The sequence below is a fragment of the Acetobacter malorum genome (genome assembly GCF_002153605.1).
Lineage (GTDB): Bacteria > Pseudomonadota > Alphaproteobacteria > Acetobacterales > Acetobacteraceae > Acetobacter > Acetobacter malorum_A.
In genome coordinates, this window is record NZ_JOPG01000009.1 from 60,841 (window position 1) to 76,691 (window position 15,851).

General features: G+C 58.0%; 21 protein-coding genes. 18 read left to right on the top strand and 3 right to left on the bottom strand.

The features are described from left to right. Positions 1–30: 30 nt before the first annotated feature. From HK23_RS04815 to HK23_RS04895, 17 genes are all read left to right on the top strand, one after another. Entirely contained in the window at positions 31–363 is a 333-nt protein-coding gene (locus HK23_RS04815) for a hypothetical protein (RefSeq protein WP_086653092.1), read from the top strand. A 174-nt stretch (positions 364–537) separates the two neighbouring features. After that, entirely contained in the window at positions 538–1,101 is a 564-nt protein-coding gene (locus HK23_RS04820) for a terminase small subunit (protein ID WP_062143434.1), read from the top strand. Beyond that, complete coding sequence (locus HK23_RS04825; protein ID WP_086653093.1) at positions 1,076–2,386, top strand: phage terminase large subunit family protein; 1,311 nt, start codon at positions 1,076–1,078, stop codon at positions 2,384–2,386. The genes HK23_RS04820 and HK23_RS04825 overlap by 26 nt, the downstream gene beginning before the upstream one ends. Continuing rightward, positions 2,386–3,906 carry a phage portal protein gene (locus HK23_RS04830; RefSeq protein WP_086653094.1) on the top strand — a complete coding sequence of 507 codons (1,521 nt, stop codon included), beginning with the start codon at positions 2,386–2,388 and terminating at the stop codon, positions 3,904–3,906. The genes HK23_RS04825 and HK23_RS04830 overlap by 1 nt, the downstream gene beginning before the upstream one ends. A 46-nt stretch (positions 3,907–3,952) precedes the next feature. Next, positions 3,953–4,585 (top strand): phage scaffolding protein, encoded by a 633-nt coding sequence (locus HK23_RS04835; RefSeq protein WP_086653095.1) that lies wholly within the window; start codon positions 3,953–3,955, stop codon positions 4,583–4,585. Between the two features lie 77 nt (positions 4,586–4,662). Further along, positions 4,663–6,057: a major capsid protein gene (locus tag HK23_RS04840; RefSeq protein WP_086653096.1), complete on the top strand. Its 1,395-nt coding sequence runs from the start codon at positions 4,663–4,665 to the stop codon at positions 6,055–6,057. Then, positions 6,057–6,278 (top strand): hypothetical protein, encoded by a 222-nt coding sequence (locus tag HK23_RS04845; RefSeq protein ID WP_086653097.1) that lies wholly within the window; start codon positions 6,057–6,059, stop codon positions 6,276–6,278. The genes HK23_RS04840 and HK23_RS04845 overlap by 1 nt, the downstream gene beginning before the upstream one ends. Next, the gene (locus HK23_RS04850) at positions 6,278–6,667 is read left to right on the top strand and encodes a hypothetical protein (protein ID WP_086653098.1); all 390 of its coding nucleotides are present in this window, start codon (positions 6,278–6,280) and stop codon (positions 6,665–6,667) included. Before HK23_RS04845 ends, HK23_RS04850 begins: the two co-directional genes overlap by 1 nt. Positions 6,668–6,673: 6 nt before the next feature. Further along, positions 6,674–7,030, top strand: a complete 357-nt coding sequence (locus HK23_RS04855) for a hypothetical protein (protein ID WP_086653099.1) — start codon at positions 6,674–6,676, stop codon at positions 7,028–7,030. Beyond that, positions 7,023–7,211 carry a hypothetical protein gene (locus HK23_RS04860; RefSeq protein WP_086653100.1) on the top strand — a complete coding sequence of 63 codons (189 nt, stop codon included), beginning with the start codon at positions 7,023–7,025 and terminating at the stop codon, positions 7,209–7,211. The genes HK23_RS04855 and HK23_RS04860 overlap by 8 nt, the downstream gene beginning before the upstream one ends. Beyond that, entirely contained in the window at positions 7,211–7,900 is a 690-nt protein-coding gene (locus HK23_RS04865; RefSeq protein ID WP_086653101.1) for a hypothetical protein, read from the top strand. Before HK23_RS04860 ends, HK23_RS04865 begins: the two co-directional genes overlap by 1 nt. After that, positions 7,900–8,946 (top strand): hypothetical protein, encoded by a 1,047-nt coding sequence (locus HK23_RS04870; protein ID WP_086653102.1) that lies wholly within the window; start codon positions 7,900–7,902, stop codon positions 8,944–8,946. The genes HK23_RS04865 and HK23_RS04870 overlap by 1 nt, the downstream gene beginning before the upstream one ends. A gap of 13 nt (positions 8,947–8,959) precedes the next feature. Further along, entirely contained in the window at positions 8,960–9,166 is a 207-nt protein-coding gene (locus HK23_RS04875; protein ID WP_086653103.1) for a hypothetical protein, read from the top strand. Then, positions 9,166–10,650 carry a phage tail sheath protein gene (locus HK23_RS04880; RefSeq protein ID WP_086653104.1) on the top strand — a complete coding sequence of 495 codons (1,485 nt, stop codon included), beginning with the start codon at positions 9,166–9,168 and terminating at the stop codon, positions 10,648–10,650. Before HK23_RS04875 ends, HK23_RS04880 begins: the two co-directional genes overlap by 1 nt. Positions 10,651–10,653: 3 nt before the next feature. Then, positions 10,654–11,085, top strand: coding sequence for a hypothetical protein (locus tag HK23_RS04885; RefSeq protein ID WP_086653105.1), 432 nt, complete (start codon positions 10,654–10,656; stop codon positions 11,083–11,085). Continuing rightward, positions 11,082–11,405, top strand: a complete 324-nt coding sequence (locus HK23_RS04890; protein WP_086653106.1) for a hypothetical protein — start codon at positions 11,082–11,084, stop codon at positions 11,403–11,405. Before HK23_RS04885 ends, HK23_RS04890 begins: the two co-directional genes overlap by 4 nt. A 168-nt stretch (positions 11,406–11,573) precedes the next feature. After that, positions 11,574–12,089: a hypothetical protein gene (locus HK23_RS04895; RefSeq protein ID WP_256940078.1), complete on the top strand. Its 516-nt coding sequence runs from the start codon at positions 11,574–11,576 to the stop codon at positions 12,087–12,089. Here the strand turns inward: HK23_RS04895 and HK23_RS04900 are convergent, their stop codons facing one another. Further along, a complete protein-coding gene (locus tag HK23_RS04900) occupies positions 12,090–12,551 on the bottom strand; it encodes a restriction endonuclease (protein WP_179193801.1) in 462 nt (153 codons plus the stop codon). It lies immediately after the preceding gene. A 59-nt stretch (positions 12,552–12,610) separates the two neighbouring features. Here HK23_RS04900 and HK23_RS04905 point away from each other — a divergent pair, with 59 nt between their 5' ends. Continuing rightward, positions 12,611–14,941, top strand: coding sequence for a hypothetical protein (locus tag HK23_RS04905; RefSeq protein WP_086653109.1), 2,331 nt, complete (start codon positions 12,611–12,613; stop codon positions 14,939–14,941). Between the two features lie 14 nt (positions 14,942–14,955). On the opposite strand, the gene HK23_RS04910 is transcribed toward HK23_RS04905, so the two are convergent. Together HK23_RS04910 and HK23_RS14885 are read right to left on the bottom strand one after the other, a co-directional pair. Then, positions 14,956–15,513 carry a hypothetical protein gene (locus tag HK23_RS04910; RefSeq protein ID WP_086653110.1) on the bottom strand — a complete coding sequence of 186 codons (558 nt, stop codon included), beginning with the start codon at positions 15,511–15,513 and terminating at the stop codon, positions 14,956–14,958. Between the two features lie 25 nt (positions 15,514–15,538). Continuing rightward, positions 15,539–15,850, bottom strand: a complete 312-nt coding sequence (locus tag HK23_RS14885) for a DUF3761 domain-containing protein (RefSeq protein ID WP_086653111.1) — start codon at positions 15,848–15,850, stop codon at positions 15,539–15,541. Position 15,851 lies beyond the last annotated feature (1 nt).

The following is a 15,851-nucleotide window of genomic DNA, read 5'->3' on the forward strand; positions in this document are numbered from 1 at the left end:
GAGCGGCTTTTTCTTTATCCGGAAATCCTGATGTCTCTCCAACGCGGCCACGTCGTGCAGTTTGCGCGCTATCGTGCTGTGTGTGTTGGACTGAGGGGTGGGAAGGTTTTCGTCTGCAAAATTATCCAGCCGGATGATTTGTGGCATCGGGCAGATTTGCCGCTTGATTGGTTGGATTGCCTGATGGGTGGACTGACGACTTCGCTGCGTATTCGGTGTTGGCCGCATACGGTTCGGAACCATGATTTGCGGATTGTTGGCGAGGTGACGGCGGCCTGCATGGATCGCGTTGATCGGATGGTCAACAAAGAGCGTGACATTCGGGCGCTTGAAGAAAAGTGGCGGCCTGTTGAGTTGAATTGAGTTTGGGGAGCGCGCCTTTCGGCATCTGGCACGGATGCAAAATCCCCGTTCTCCCTAACCATGCTGTCCCAGTGGTTTTTCGCAGCATGAGGTGGGTAAACCGTGTGCTCTTAATCGTTAAGAGGCAAGGCGGGGAGTGCTTTTTTGGGAGATCGGTAGCCCGGTAAAAATGGCATGGCGAACCTTACGCCAAAACAGAGGCGGTTCGCCGAAGAATACCTGTCGAATGGTGAAAATGGGGTTGAAGCTTATCGCGCGGCATATAGCAAAACCGCGAGTTACAAGAACGCAGACCGAGAAGCGAGGCGACTTCTTGCGAACCCCCGAATAACCCCGGTAATTAATGAAGCCAGACGCAAAGCCAAAAAACGAACGGACCGCATCGTGGAGCGCTACGCAATCACCAAAGAAAATGTTCTGCGCGAATTTGCTCGGATCGGATTTTCGGACGTGACAGACGTTGTCTCCATCGTGAATGGATTGGTCACTGTGGCTGATACATCAGAAGTCCCCGAAGACGCGCGCCGCGCCATTTCTGAAATCAGCGAATCAATTACGGAAAGCGGCGACCGCACGATTAAGGTCAAATCTCACAGCAAAATTGCCGCGCTAACCGCTTTGGCGAGGCATCTTGGTTTGGACAGGCCTGAGCCGAAAGATGACGATGCGATTGATGACATGGCAAACGACCAAGACCCGGAGCGGATAGACCGTGGCGAAAGTGCTGAGGAAGGGTGAGCGAGCAAAACTCACAAACCCTCAGTGGAATATCTATGAACACGGCTGGAAGCCTGAGAGCAGATTCCGTACCGCGGTTTGTGGGCGTCGGTTTGGCAAGACATTTTTGGCGCAGGAAGAAATTCGCCGCGCAGTTCGGATGGCTGTCAAAAATGACGTTCACCCAGAAAATGAAATCTGGTTTGGCAGTCCGACATTTAAGCAGGCAAAGAAAAATTTCTGGAACCGTCTGAAGCGGGCAATCCCCGAAAGGTGGCTTGCTAAGAGGCCAAACGAGACAGAATGCAGCATGACCCTGAAATCGGGGCATGTCATTCGGATTGTTGGCCTTGATAACTACGACGCATTACGCGGCTCGGGTCTGTATTTCTTTGTCGGTGACGAGTGGGCAGATGTGAAGCTGGAGGCTTGGACGGAGACAATCCGGCCAATGCTTTCAACGGCTGGTGGCCATGCGCTCTTCATCGGCACCCCGAAGGGGTTTAACCATTTCCGCGACGAGTATCTGCGGGGCCAACCGGGCTCCCAGCATGAAAATGGCTGGTGGTCTTGCCTTTACACGTCTCTGGCGGGCGGAAATATTCCGCCGGACGAAATTCAGGCCGCCATGCGCGACATGGATCTCCGTCAGTTTCGGCAGGAATACGAGGCGTCATTTGAGACGTATGCGGGTCGAGTCTTGTATGCGTTCAGCCGGGCCTCAAACGTCAAACCATGGTCATTCGATCCGAAAAAGCCCGTGCTTGTGGGAATGGATTTTAACATCAATCCCATGTCGGCCACGATCTGGCAGGCGGGCGATCATGGAACAATAGGGCAGGTGGATGAAATCATTATGCCGACGTCAAACACGGATGAAATGGCGGATGAAATAGCCCGGCGCTACCAGCGTGGAGGCTCTGTTGCTCATATTACCATCTACCCTGACCCAGCGGGTGCGCAGCGTAAAACATCTGCCCAAGGACGCACGGACATTAGCATTCTGCACGCCAAGGGGTTCGCGGTTGTTGCTGCATCATCTCACCCGCTTGTGCGGGACAGGCTGAATGTGACGAATGCTCAGTTCTGCGCAGCGGATGGGGCAATTACCGCTTTTGTCGATCCGAAATGCGCAAAGTCGATTGAAGCGTATGAGCGCCAGACCTATCGAGACGGGACCAATGAGCCCGACAAACGCAGCGGTTACGACCACATAGTGGATGCGACCGGATACCTGCTTTATGGCTTAAAATATCCGCCTCAGCCCGCCCGCATGGTCCGCACAACATTTAACCTAGGTCGCTGATGGACTGGCAGGAACTCAAAAAAACCATCCTGGTTACGGATAGTTTGCCGGAGCGCGCGAAAGAGCTGCTGCGGCTGGCTGCTGTTCGTGACGGTCGGCAGTATGACGGCATTCAGTATGGGTTCAGCACAGAGTATGTGGCTGGTAATTACATTCCCCTCAGCCAGCGCCGCCCATCCGTGCAGACAAATCTCTGCCGGGTGGTTGTTGAGGATGCTGCTGCGCTGCTGTTTGGTGAGAGCCATTGGCCGACGATCAAGGCGGAAAATGAGGGCACATCAACTGGCCTGACTTCGATCACGTCGCACGCGCATATTCCGTCCGTTATGATGGAAGCTGCGATCAAAGGTTCCGTCGGCTCTGTTGCTCTTCTGGTCGAGGCCGTTGATAATGAGATCCAGATTAGCACGCTGGAGAGCGCCTACCTGACGCCGGTCTGGTCTGCCTCTGGTCAGCTGGAGAGCGTCACGCAGCAATACCAGATTACCGGTGCGGATGTGGAGGCAATGGGCATATCCTCGCCTCCTGAAAACCGCAATGTATCCTATTGGTACCGGCGGGAGTGGACGACGACAGAGTGCCGCGTCTATGCGCCGTGGCTCGTGTCTGACACCGAGCATCGCCCGTCCGTGGCCGCCGATCTGACGCCAGCACCGCATGGCCTCGGGTTTGTGCCGATTGTGTGGGTCCGTAACCTCGCACCGCCCGCTCGGGTGCCAGACGGCGAATGCACGTTTGAGCGGGCAATCTCGACCGTGATTGAGGGGGATTATCTGCTCTCGCAATCTGGACGCGGGCTGAAATACTGCTCTGATCCCAAGCTGGTTCTTAAGGCGGGCGGTGGCGATCCAGCGGGGGGAGAAGAAGCACCAGCCTCACAAGGTGGGGCAGCGAATGCCATTGTCGTCCCGCCTGACGGTGACGCCAAAATGCTGGAGATTAACGGCAACGCTGCCAGTTCCGTGCTTGAGCAGTGGCGAGAATTGCGGGCGATCGTGCTGGAGCAGCTGCACGGCAACCGGGCGCACTCCGACAAAATCTCTTCCGGCCAGTCGGGCCGGGCAATGGAGATGATGTGTCAGTCTCTGGTGTGGCTGGCAGACCGTCTGCGGCTTTGCTACGGCGAGGGCGCGTTGCTGTCGCTCTATCGCATGATCTGCGATTTTTCGATTGCGCTGGACGGCGGGATCAAGGTTGGCGGCGAAAGCGTCGTGCTGGATGCGTCTGGCTTAGCTCTTGAGTGGCCCCCGTATTTTCCGCCGACCGATGGAGAACTGCTCCAGTTGGCGCAGGGCCTCGTGACTGCCGTGCATGCGGGCATCCTGTCCAACGAGACGGCATGCAGCCTGTTCGCCAGCAAAATTGGCGGCGCAGATCCGGCAACGGAATGGGCGCGCGTGCAGGAGGATCTTGCAAACGCAAACCTTCAGGCAGCCCGCAAAAGAGACGCTGACCTTGCGAAAGGCGACCGCTCTGCGGCTGCTGCGGGGCGCACACAAACGCATCAGGTTACAGCCTGACGCACCCGGCTGATGCCGGTCAATATCCATAAAATTGCGAGAGCAAATGGCAGAAAATTCCAATCCGGCTGATGCCGGCATTGATCCCAACACCGTGCGTGAACTCCAGCGGGCAAGGGCCGATCTGGTTTCCGTCCGAGAGGAACTGAAGCGTGCGCGTGAAGATGGTGACGCGATCCGCTCCGAGCGTGACGCAGCCATCAAGGCCCGCGATGGTTTCAAAGGGCAACTCGCCCAGCAGAAGGGTGATTTTGAAGCCAAGCTGGCCGAGGCGCAGAAGGAGACCGAGACTGCGCAGAGCGAAGCAAAATCCGCTCTGGAGCAGTCAAAAACGCAGGCTGACGCAGCCGTTATCCGCGCTGAGGCCAAAGCTGCTGCAACACGGTTGGGTGCAGTTGCTCCCGAAGATGTCGTCAAGCTGCTCGACCTGTCAGCCGTCAAAATGGGCGAGGATGGGCAGATTGAAGGGCTGGATGATGTGATGGCCGCCGCCAAAGAGGCGCGCGGGTATCTGTTTACGGTTCCGGCCAAGCCCGGCACCGCGACCGGTACGACCGCCGCGCCGAACGCACCCAATCCGGGTAAGCCGGTTCCGTTTGATGCTCGTAAGGCCACACCCGAAGAGACTGCGGCAAAAGCCCGCGAACTCGGGATCAACCCGAAATTCCTGACCTCCTGATCGACCGCTGATGTGGTCCCGCTCGGCGGCTGATGCTGCGGGCGCTGTGTAATAATCCGCAAATAGTGAGATAAAAAATGGCGATTGACGATTTTCCCGCAGCACTCCAGCCCGTCATTCAGAACGGGTTTCTGGCTCGTGCTTTTGAAGCCAGCCTTGAATCCAAGTTAGGCTTCCGCTCCATCGCCGACCGCATGGAGTTCCCCGCCCGCATCGGTCAGACGATCACCGACACCCGGCGCGGCCTGCTGGCCCCCGTCGAAACGCCGCTGAACCCGGCCAGCAACACCAATTTCGATAACGGCCTGACGCCGGGCGACTGGTCAGTTGAACAGTACACCCTCGAAATTGCACAGTATGGCAACACTATGGACCTCAACCAGGTCACTGAGGGCGTAGGTATTGCCAACCAGTTTGTGCAGAATGCGCAGGTACTGGGCATCAATGCCCGCCAGTCCCTTGACCGTCTGGCCCGTAACGCTCTGTTTGGGGGTGCTATTGGCGGCGTTGGCGGATATCTGGGCGGCAACACCCGCGTGACCACGGCGCTGGGCGCTGATGGGACCACCGTGCAGGTTGACGACATTCGCGGTTTCCAGCGCCTCATGACTGCCGAAGGGCAGGTTGTGCCGGTCTCCGCGTCTTCCGGTATGACAGTTACCGTCGGCGCAGGCTCTTACACGCTCACCGGCGTGTCTGCCGATGCAGCCAACACCAGCAAGGCACCGGGCGGTATTTCCGGCACGCTGACGTTCTCTGGCAATGTCGCCGCTGCGAACGCCACGGAAAATGCCGCCGTTGTGGCCGCAACCGCCCCACTGGTTCTGCGCCCGAATGGCCGCGCCACGACCGCCGGGCTGTTGGCGTCTGGCTCCAAGGACGCCAACGGCACGGTTGTGACAGGCGACTACCTGACAATCGATACGATGTTGGGCGCCGTTGCTGCCCTGCGTAACAACAATGTCCCGACGATTGACGGTTGCTACAACTGCTTCCTGGACAACTCCCAGCTTCTGGGGCTGTTCCGCGATCCGGACTTTAAACTGCTGTATCGCGGCCAGTATGGCTCGGATGAATACCGCACCGGTCAGGTTTTTGAGCTGCTGGGCATCCGGTTCATCCCGACCACGGAAGCGCCGCAGCAGGCGTCTCTGGGGCAGGGGCAGATCCACCGCGCCATCATCTGTGGCTCTGGCGCGCTGATTGAGGGTGATTACGCCAACATGGCGCAGGCATATACCAACCTGCCGGGCGAGGTTGAGCATATTGACGACGTTCTGATGGTCACGCGCCCGCCGCTGGATCGTCTGGGCCAGATTATTGCGCAGTCCTGGTCATGGATTGGCGGGTTTGCTCTGCCAACCGACCTGACCGCCAACACGACGGTCATTCCCACAGCGACCAACAGCTACCTCAAGCGCGGGGTAGTGATCGAGAGCTTGGGCGCAACCTCGCTTGGTGCTGCCGCCTGATGAGGCGCGCGCGCAGGGGGGCGGCTGAACAGGCCGCCCCACCTGTGCAGGCCGAGAGTGATGCCGCGCCTGTGCAGGCCGTGAGGCTGGCGTATCCGTTTGGATTTATCGAGACGGAATATAACCGTGGACGGTTTGAGTGGGTGGCGGGCGAGGTTGTACGCAACCCTGCGGAAATTGCCCTTTTGCGCTCCCACGGAGCGCCGCTGGAGCCTGTGTAATGGCAGATGCAACCGATCCCCTGACAGATGACGAGCTGGTCACGGTTCGGCGTTTTATGGGGTTTCCGGCGATGGGTGGGATCAACAGCAGCCAGCAGTCATGGCGGTTTTTCAAAGTCTATGGCTTTAACGAGTGGCGGCTGAGAAACCTTGCGGACGCAGAAGTCGCTCAGGTGCGGCAATACGTCAAAGATATTGCCGCGCTGGAAACGGCCATCCTGACAGCCAGCGACAACCTGGACACAGACAAGGCTGCCGTTTGGACCCACAACAAAAACGAGGTGCAGGACCGGATGGGCCTGTTTAACCGGTGGCGTCGGCAACTCTGTCAGTTTCTTGGCGTCCCGCCCGGCCCCGGCCTGCGCACAGACAGCCGCATTGTGATCTGAGGACAAATGAGCATCGCAAGAATTCCGCCCCAGACGTGGGCGCGTATTGAGAACGGTTTTGTGGTCGAGATACGCACCGTTGAAACTGGTAAACCTGCGCCGTGGGATAATGCCCGCGCCATCCGTGTGACCGGTGTCCCGTGCGAGATTGGGTTTGCCGCTGATCGGCACGGCAATGTTGCGCCGCGCGCTGGCCGGTATCCACTGCGCGAGGGTGAGGCCGCCTATTGTGCGCCGTGCGGCGTGCCTGCTGAGCCGTCCGGCTCCGTGGCTATCGCGCTGGCTGCCGCAAACGTGCATCCGGAAGAGGACGCAGAAAAGCTGGCAGCTGAACACGATCAGGAGGATGCGAGTGATGGCTAAATCTGCAGCACGTCCAACCAGCATGGACGCGTACCTGCGATCCAAGCAGGACAAGACAGAAGACCGGTTTATGCCCAGCCTGACCGGCATGACGATGCGTGATTTCAAAAAGACCCCGCAGGCTCGAGCTATTGACCGGGATGTGGTTGCCCTCAATCAGAGGCAGGCAAAGCGGAAATAATGGATCAGGCGCGCCTACAGACCAAAGTCGCCAAAGGCTACGCCAAGGCCGCACAAAGGCTCGGCGCGCTGACCACGCAATACCGCCCGGCGGCCCGAACCGCCCCAATGACAACGGCGCACGCAACGCTGATGGCGGATTTTGCGTCTGATGCGGCGTTCACGTTCCAAAAGCCCCCGCTGTGGGGAAAGCCGACGGTTTACGGCCTGCTGGACACAACAGATGTGCTTGCCGGTGATATTCTGGCTGCGCCTATGGGCACGTATTTTGTGGCGCGGTTTGAACCATATCGGCCTGTCATTTGCATCCTGACAGATCGCATAATCAGCTTTTCCGCCACCGCTCAAAGCGGATCGGGCATAACGGGAGACGGATCAGCTGGAACCTGCTCTCTGGCAGGTTATCAGGACGGATACGGCGGCCAAACAGATGACAGCGGTGCTGTCACGGTTGAGGCTTCGGGATGGCCGGCCAGCATCTTGCGTCGGGGCGTAGGCTCCAAGATGGATACCGGGCTGCCTGGCGCGCTTGGTCAGGCCCAATTCGATGTGCTGTGCCCTATCATCCCCGGCTTCGTGCCAAAGGCCTACATGCAGATCGAAGATGATTTAGGCGTGTCTTACACGGTGGATGCTGCTGAGGTTTCGCAATATGGGAGCCGCCTTATTGTGTCGGTTAATCAAATCTGATGGCAGACATTGGCACTATCTCGCGGGCCTTGGCTTACAGCATTGCGCAGATCCTCTATCCGTCTGGTATCGGTGCCGGGACATCACCGCTGACAGGGCGCCGAACCATTGTCAGGCGCGGGTGGATCACCAATGCCGACTATACCGGACCGTGCGGCCTAAGGTCAGGCGTCGATTATGTAACGGTCACGTCATATGGCTCCGCGTACCGGCAGCTTGCCGAGCCTCTGGGATGGCCATGGCGAGAGGGCGCAGTCAGTGCGTGCTCTGTCGGCTTGGAGGCGACCGGCAATCAGGCAACGGTCAGTGTTTCAGACGGAGTGGCGCCAAGTGGGCTTGTGGGGCTGCGGATTACCCCTGACGGGTCTGGCCTGCTCCCAGCCAACATGTGTGTGTCGTATGCAGCCCAGTCTGACGACACGTCTGAACTGATCGCACAGTCATTGGCTGGCCTGATTGATGGTGCATATACGTATGGGACCACGGTGATTGTCCCGAACGCTACGCTCATTAAGACAGCAACGGCTGGGTATGGCCAGATCACACGAACAACCCGGCGACAGGAGCAGTTATTTCTGGTCTCCCTCTGGTCCAGCAATGGCAACGCTCGTGATAATTTAGGAAGCGCTCTGGACGCGGCGCTATCTGCCCAATCGTGGCTTGCTACGCTCGACGGCCAGAATGCACTGCTGACTTTTGCTGGCAGCAATGACGTGGACAGCGCGCAGATGCAGAGCCTTTATAGGCGTGACTTCCGCTTCAAAATCACCTTTGACACCATCAATACCCAGACTGCGGCACAGATGATGTTTGGGGTCGGCTTGTCGCATGCAGCAACACAGATTGGCGTAGCACTTCATCCCTTTGGGGATACCCCGGGTAATGCTGGCGCGCTGAGCTCTGACGAACAGGGGACGTTTTACAAAGACGCCGCCGGGAACCTCGTGTTTGCGGTGGAGCAGCCCTACGAAGGGTTGATGCTCAATCAGGCTGGCGATGTGGTTCTGCAGGACACCGCCACCAATCTAGCCGGGCAACCGGCCTAACCAGCGAGACAATATGACAGACACACAGGACGGCGCGCCCGCTACGGCAGGCGTGAAGGCCGCTGTTGTGCCTGCTGCGACTGTTCCGGGCGGACCGCTTTATCGCGTGATCCGGCCCGGCCACGGTTACAGCATCGGCGCAACAATTTCGGATCAGTCTGAAATCAAAAAGCACGGTTCAGCCATTCGGCTTTTCGCTGTGCCTGTTGGGAGCGTATAATGGCGAAAATTTATCAGGCGGGCGCGCTGAACACGACATCCCTCACGGTGCCGAATGTTTACGTGCAGATCCAGCAGCCGGTGACACTCCTGAATGGCGTTTCGTCCAGTCGTGTTGGTGTTGTCGGGACTGCCTCATGGGGGCCGGTGAATGCACCGGTCGTGATTGGGGGTATGCCAGATTATCAGGCTGCATTTGGCACAAAGCAGGCGCTTGCCAGTGACATGGGCGTGAACGTCAATATCGCTGTGTATCAGGGCGCGTCGGATTTCCGGTGCGTGCGTGTGACAGATGGCACAGATAAGGCCTCTACCGGCATGCTGTCAGGTGCCACACTTACGGCGGTCTGCACGGGCACTTCCGGCAATACGATCTCTGCGAAACTGACGCAGGGCACGATCAACACGGCCATCTGGACGCTGACCGTTAGTCATAGCCTGCTTGGCGTCAACTCCTATCAGGGGACGACCTGGGTAGAGATTGCCGCCGCAGCAGCATCCGACGCCTCGGCTCTTGTTGTCGTTTCGGGCGGAACAGCCCTCACAGCAGGGGGCGTTACTCTCGCAGGGGGCGCTGATGGCGGAACGCCTTCCACTTCCGCATTTATCGGCTCTGATGGCACCACCCGCACAGGCCTTTACGCTCTGCGCAATCAGGGTTGTGCCATCGGCCTTCTGTGTGGCCTGTCTGACACTTCCTCATTCGCTGCCCAGATTGATTTTGGGTTGGGTGAGGGGCTTTACATGGTCTCAGCGCTGCCGTCCGGCACCAGTGTGTCCGCCGCAGCTTCTGCGCTGACTGGGGCGGGTGCTGATAGCTACGCGATGAAGGTCATGCATGGTGACTGGCTATGGTGGGATGATGACACCAACGGCAATATGCTGGTTTCTCCTGCAGCGTTTGCCGCTGGCAAGCTGGCCGGGCTTTCTCCTGAGCAGTCCACGCTGAATAAGCAGCTCTATGGGGTCATCGGCAGCCAGAAAGCGGGCCTGACCAGTTCCGGCACGTTGGCGTCCTACTCGGATGCTGAGCTGACGGCGCTGTTTGACGCTGGTATTGACGTGATCTGCTACCCCGCTCCCGGCGGTGAGTATTGGGCCGTGCGCGGCGGCATCAACTGCTCCACCTCAGCTGCGGTCAACGGCGACAATTATACGCGCCTGACCAACTATCTGGCCGAAACGTTCGCCACCGGGATGGGCACATATATCGGGCAGACCATTAATGCCGATCTGTTCGTAAACATTGAGGCCACGCTGACGGGATTCCTGTCGAACATGCTGGATGAGGGCATGCTGGGCAGCACAAACGGCGCTGTCCCGTATTCTGTGATCTGCGACACCAGCAATAATCCCGATAGCCGGACGGCGCTTGGCTATGTGCAGGCGGATGTGAAGGTCAAATACATGGGCATCCTGCGCTACTTCATCGTCAACCTGCAGGGCGGTCAGGGCGTGACCGTCACTGTGGCAACAGGGAGCTAAGACATGGCGACCAATCCATATAGCATTGGCCGGAATTGCCGCCTGACCCTGTTGTGGGCCGGTAGCCGGGTTGATCTGCGTGATGTAACCGGGTTCACGGCCAATCAGGAAACCACCACGCAGCGGGCCGATCCGCTCAACAGCACTCCTGTAGAATTTGCCACCCCCAATGGGTGGCGTGGCAGTTTTACCGTGGCGCGCGCCAACCGGGCGCTTGATGATCTGGTTGCGGACATTGAGGCCGGGTTCTGGTCAGCGGGCACGATCAATTCCGGCACCATCTACCAGTATATCAGCGAGCCGGACGGCAGCACGTCGAAATGGCAGTTTAGCCAGGTTGGCCTTTCGCTTTCGGCTGGCGGCTCATGGCAGAAAGAGGGGATCGTTTATCAGACCCTCAGCTTCTTCTCACCTCTTCGGACGAAAATCGCATGAACATCCCAGCAGAAGTCAAAACCGCAGCTGGCCATACACTTGGCCTGAAGGAAATTAACCCCGGCGATATGCTGGATCTGATTGAAGCCGCGGGCTCGGCGATGTCCTCTGCTTCTGCCGGGGCGTGGCTTGGTTATGCGCAGATGATCTGCTCCGTCACTTCCATTGACGGCGTGCCTGTACAGATGCCGATGACCAAGGACGAGGTGCGTCACCTTGCAACGGAAATTGGTAATGATGGTGTCGCGGCCCTGTCCCCGATCTTCTACCCCAAGGCCGACACCAAGGCGTCTGACGTGACTGAAACGGCAAAAAACTAAGCAAGCACCCTGTTTTTCGTGAGCTACTTTTTCTCGTGAAGAATGGGGTGCCGTGGTCCGTTGTGACGCAATGGAGTTCAGCGCGGCGACTTGCCGCCTGTGTGGCCTTCCGTGAGCTGGAAGGATATGAATTCGATTGGGGGAGCATGACGTTTATGGAGGTGCCTGATGCGTGAATTCAAAACTGTTGACGCGTTCATCAAGCACCTTTCTGGGTGCGTGCTCGTTGACCTTCCTCTTGCCGTGCATAGAGGTGTGGAGGATGGGGGAGAACTGATTAAGCGTGCAACGCAGAGGCAGCTTGGTCAATATCTCGATGGACCTGAACCGGGGCTGCCGACCGCGCCGCTGGCTGACAGCACTATTGATGACCGTATTCGAAAAGGCTTTACGCCTGATGACCCCGGCCTACGAACGGGCGATATGCGGGATAGCTACGGCGTGCGAGTATCAGAGGGTGCGTTGCGCACAGAGGCTTCCATAGGGTCTGACGACATCAAAGCTGTTGTGTTTGAGCTTGGCCGCATGGAACAGGCAAACTACCAGCCGCCGCGCCCGGAACTGTCGGTGGCAGCTTTTCGCAATGAACATAAAGTTGCGGCAGGCATAGGACGGCTTGTTGTGAGGGCTATTGAGGGTCGCGGGTTGCCTAATATTCGGGCTACTGAAACTTCTGACGACTAATTATTTTCGTTCTGGCAACCTAAGCCGCTTTCGAAGCGAGAACAGATCTCCCGACGAAAGCAGTTCCACTCGTGTGTAAAGCGCCAAATCTTGAGCTGCTGGCGTGAAACCCGCATTACACACAACACCAGCATAATCGGCGCTGTAGCGGGCCTTGGCCGCCAGCGCCTGCTGTACGGCTAGCGATCCTGCGGGCTTAACCGTGTCCTTGCATTGCAACACAAGCCGATACCCCGCGAATGTCGCCATGACATCACAGCCGCAATCCCCACTTCCGCCGCGCTTTTTGGCATTCCATCCGCATTGAGCCAGTGTCAGAGCGCAGGAATGCTCAAAGCTTGCTCCATCCGAACGCTTCACTGCATCACGGTATTGCTGGACGTTTTCTTTCGCCAGCTTTGCTGCCACTTGCCGCTTGTGCCTATCTTGATCGCGTCGGTCATTCAGCAATGATTGCGCCACGGCGTAAGCCAGGGCACGCCCAAATCTCTTCCCAAATCCCATAAAGCCGAGAATAACACATGTCTGTTGAAGCGTACCAGATCGGCGTTTCTCTGGTCGCGGACGCCATGCGCGTTGTCGGCCCTATTGGGGAGATGATTGAGGCCCTGACGCGGCTTACCTCGGCGCAGCGTGAGGCTCAGATGGGCTTCAACAGCATGGTGTCATCTTTGGGTGCGGCGCGTCGGCTAGCGTCCGGTCTAGCCACAGACATGAACGCGGCAGCGCGCTCGGCTCGGGAGTTTGCTTCTGCGTCGGCCCGTTTTCGAACTTCTGCGCCAGTGTTTAATGCCGGGGGTGGCACATATAACGTTGATGAGGCTGGTGAAGCTCCTCGATCTGGTAGCCGTGGGCGGCGCACGTCTGCACCCATGCCAGCTTCGCCGGTTGTCGATGCAGGCGGCTCTTATGTCTCCCCATATTCTGCAGCAGCAACCAACGTGCCCGGCGCGCCTATGCTCATGCTTCCGCCGCCGCGTGCCACCGGCACGGCACTCGTCCCCCTCCCCGGAGCAGAAAACAGCTACGGCGCCATTCCTAATTTTCGTCGCTTTGAAAACCCGGCTGACTACGAGCCCGACTGGATACGCGTCCCCAGTCGCGATCTCGTTCCTTACACCGGGCCAGTAAACCGCGACGGATACTGGATGGGGGGAAACCGTACGCTTGGTCCGTGGCAGCCGAACCTGACCGCGCCAGAGGCCGGTGCGACGGTGGCAGCTGCCTTTGCCGCAGGAAAGGCGCGTCTGAGGGCTATCAGTCCCAAGCATGCCATTGCACATTTTGTGGGGCCTCTAGCTATCCTTGGTGGCGCTGCGGCCACAGCGCATTTCGCGGCATCCGGGTTCGACCAGTCAGCGGCCTACGATCAGACCTTTCTGGGCATGATGGGCGATCCTGTGGCGCGACAAAACATGGGAGCCATTCAGGCCAGCGCACAGCAGGCCATGAAGGAAAACCCGTTTCTGGCTCCGGTTGATGCAGCGCGCATTGCGCAAGAGTCGTACGAGGTGTCTGGCGGGGAAATGGCCGAGCAGCCCAATATCGCTCGCCTACTAAACCGGGTCGATAAGACCTTCCTGCTGCTAGGAAAATCGCCGCAAGATGCCATGCGGGAGAGCATTGCCTTCATTCGGGCGCAGGACATTTCGAACCGGTTTTACGACAAGAGAACGGGTCAGTTTTCGCTGGGGCAGGCCGAAAGGGCGACTGATACCGCCCTCTCTATGATCATTGCCAACCGGCAGTTCATGCGCGGCCAGAACTTCCAGACATTTGCTCGTTCTTCCGGTGCGGCTGGCATGCGCCTTTCTGACGAAGGCATGTTGAACCTCGCGCATTTTATTGACGTAAATCCGTCGCGCGCAGCCACGTCTGTAAGGTCATTCGAAGATCTGTTCCTTGGTGATCATACGCGCATGTCTGACAAAGACTTTGCGTATTTCAGCCAGAGACGCCTTGGCTTGGTGGGGGCGCATGGCCAGTTTGTGGACCAGCAGACCTTGGGGGCGGATCCTATCAGCTGGATCACGAAGCACCTGATCCCGCTCATCAAGAGCTATCCAGAACTTCTGGGCCATGTGCAGCGCATGACCATTCAGGACTTGCTGAATGAAACAACAGGCGCGGAAGGCAATATTGCAAGACAGGCGGCGGCATCTCGTCGGACGGACGCATCGGGGGCGCTAAGTGCCTTAGCCGGCGGCCCAAAGGCAGCTCAGGCCGCCCTAGCCACGTCCTTTGAGCGGTTTGAGTTTACTATTGGGCGCTTGGCGCAGGGGCCGCTCGTAAAGTCCATGAACACTCTGACGGGGGCGTTCAATGGGATGAGTGATTTTGTTACAAAGCATCCAAATGACATCAAGCAGTTTGCTGATGATATTAGTGCCGTAATCAATGTGTTAGCGGGCATAGGCCATGGCGTTGGGGCGATACTCAACGCCATACCTGGGTTTCTAAGGCGCCCATTGGAAAGCGCACTTGCTGGCGCAACGGTAGGCGGGGCAGGGGGGGCTATGTTTGGTGGGATAGGCGCTCTACCCGGCGCAGCAGCGGGGGCTACAGCTGGTTTTGTTGCGGGCGTTGCGCACGAAGGATACGTTCAGGCTGAAAGAATTGGTAGTGTTGTTAACGCTCCCGCTCGCTCTCGAGCGTCGGGAAGCGGCGCATGGGAAGGCTCTCAGGCGTCTGGTGACACTCATGTGACCGTCTATCTGGACGGTCAGCAAATCGCCAGTCACGTCGATACGGTGGTTCGTCGGCGGCAGGCGACCGAAATGCGTGCAGGTAGCGCCGCTCCCGATCCGCTCTCATCTCCTCGCTACTCGGGCATGCCTTGGGGTGTAAATTAACCTAGGGTTAGTGTTTATTCGTTGCTCTTCAAATCCATCATAGCGGCAATGGATTCATCGTTTAGCAGTGCAGCAAAGCCGGGGTCGCCCTTGAAGTTGGGGGAAATTTTCCTCAGATTGTCGATATTGAACCGATCCCAATTCACTTTCTGGAAAATTGCTCTTGTGAAGTCGAATGACAGCATGCGGTGAGTAACGTCGTTGCCATAGTCATCCGGGTTCACGTATTGAAATACGAAATGGCAGGTATTTACGTCCGGGTTCCTCATGAAAAGACTGCGAACTATGTAAGGCGCAGTTTCTGCCTCAAAAACATTCATGAGATAGTGAGGGGCAACGTTGCCGAGTGTTGGGCTGACTTTTTTGCTGAAAATATCAGAATCCACCATATCCTGAACGTTAGCTGCAAACGTTGGCTGATCGATTGTCACGGTTGTGGAGCAGGCCGGCATGACGACCTCAGCGAGCTTTACGCCCCATTGCGTGAGCTTTGAAGTGTCTGCTGTCTGGGCGTGGCCGATTGACGAACAGGACAGCGCCCCAAGCGCTGACGCTAGCAATAATTTCCGCATGATAATCTCTATTCGCAATATTTGATCACAACCAACTCACCACACCCCCATGCCGGGAACAAGTGCCTCTGTGGTGCTGGCTGAAGCTGAATGACCCGTCTCCGCATTTAGCGGTTGCGCCTGCTGGGGCTTGGTTGCTGCTGGTGTGCGCCGGGGAGTGGATGCTGTTGCCGTCAGTATTCCGGTAGTGCCGGTGCTCCAGCAGGGCGCTCTCGTCCGGCTGCGGGATGTGCGGCCGGGCAGGGGGCGTCTGCCCTTGGTAGGTGGACGGGTCTAGGGCGTAGGCCGGGGCGGTTAATGTTAGGGCCGCCAGTGCGGCTATAATGAAGCGCTTCAAA

Coding starts and splice junctions, on each gene's coding strand:
- HK23_RS04865 (WP_086653101.1), top strand. CDS start 7,211: ATGGATCAGGCGCGCCTACAGACCAAAGTCGCCAAAGGCTACGCCAAG.
- HK23_RS04905 (WP_086653109.1), top strand. CDS start 12,611: ATGTCTGTTGAAGCGTACCAGATCGGCGTTTCTCTGGTCGCGGACGCC.
- HK23_RS04880 (WP_086653104.1), top strand. CDS start 9,166: ATGGCGAAAATTTATCAGGCGGGCGCGCTGAACACGACATCCCTCACG.
- HK23_RS04855 (WP_086653099.1), top strand. CDS start 6,674: ATGAGCATCGCAAGAATTCCGCCCCAGACGTGGGCGCGTATTGAGAAC.
- HK23_RS04820 (WP_062143434.1), top strand. CDS start 538: ATGGCGAACCTTACGCCAAAACAGAGGCGGTTCGCCGAAGAATACCTG.
- HK23_RS04815 (WP_086653092.1), top strand. CDS start 31: ATGTCTCTCCAACGCGGCCACGTCGTGCAGTTTGCGCGCTATCGTGCT.
- HK23_RS04840 (WP_086653096.1), top strand. CDS start 4,663: ATGGCGATTGACGATTTTCCCGCAGCACTCCAGCCCGTCATTCAGAAC.
- HK23_RS04885 (WP_086653105.1), top strand. CDS start 10,654: ATGGCGACCAATCCATATAGCATTGGCCGGAATTGCCGCCTGACCCTG.
- HK23_RS04860 (WP_086653100.1), top strand. CDS start 7,023: ATGGCTAAATCTGCAGCACGTCCAACCAGCATGGACGCGTACCTGCGA.
- HK23_RS04890 (WP_086653106.1), top strand. CDS start 11,082: ATGAACATCCCAGCAGAAGTCAAAACCGCAGCTGGCCATACACTTGGC.
- HK23_RS04835 (WP_086653095.1), top strand. CDS start 3,953: ATGGCAGAAAATTCCAATCCGGCTGATGCCGGCATTGATCCCAACACC.
- HK23_RS04875 (WP_086653103.1), top strand. CDS start 8,960: ATGACAGACACACAGGACGGCGCGCCCGCTACGGCAGGCGTGAAGGCC.
- HK23_RS04850 (WP_086653098.1), top strand. CDS start 6,278: ATGGCAGATGCAACCGATCCCCTGACAGATGACGAGCTGGTCACGGTT.
- HK23_RS04910 (WP_086653110.1), bottom strand. CDS start 15,513: ATGCGGAAATTATTGCTAGCGTCAGCGCTTGGGGCGCTGTCCTGTTCG.
- HK23_RS04870 (WP_086653102.1), top strand. CDS start 7,900: ATGGCAGACATTGGCACTATCTCGCGGGCCTTGGCTTACAGCATTGCG.
- HK23_RS04895 (WP_256940078.1), top strand. CDS start 11,574: ATGCGTGAATTCAAAACTGTTGACGCGTTCATCAAGCACCTTTCTGGG.
- HK23_RS04830 (WP_086653094.1), top strand. CDS start 2,386: ATGGACTGGCAGGAACTCAAAAAAACCATCCTGGTTACGGATAGTTTG.
- HK23_RS04845 (WP_086653097.1), top strand. CDS start 6,057: ATGAGGCGCGCGCGCAGGGGGGCGGCTGAACAGGCCGCCCCACCTGTG.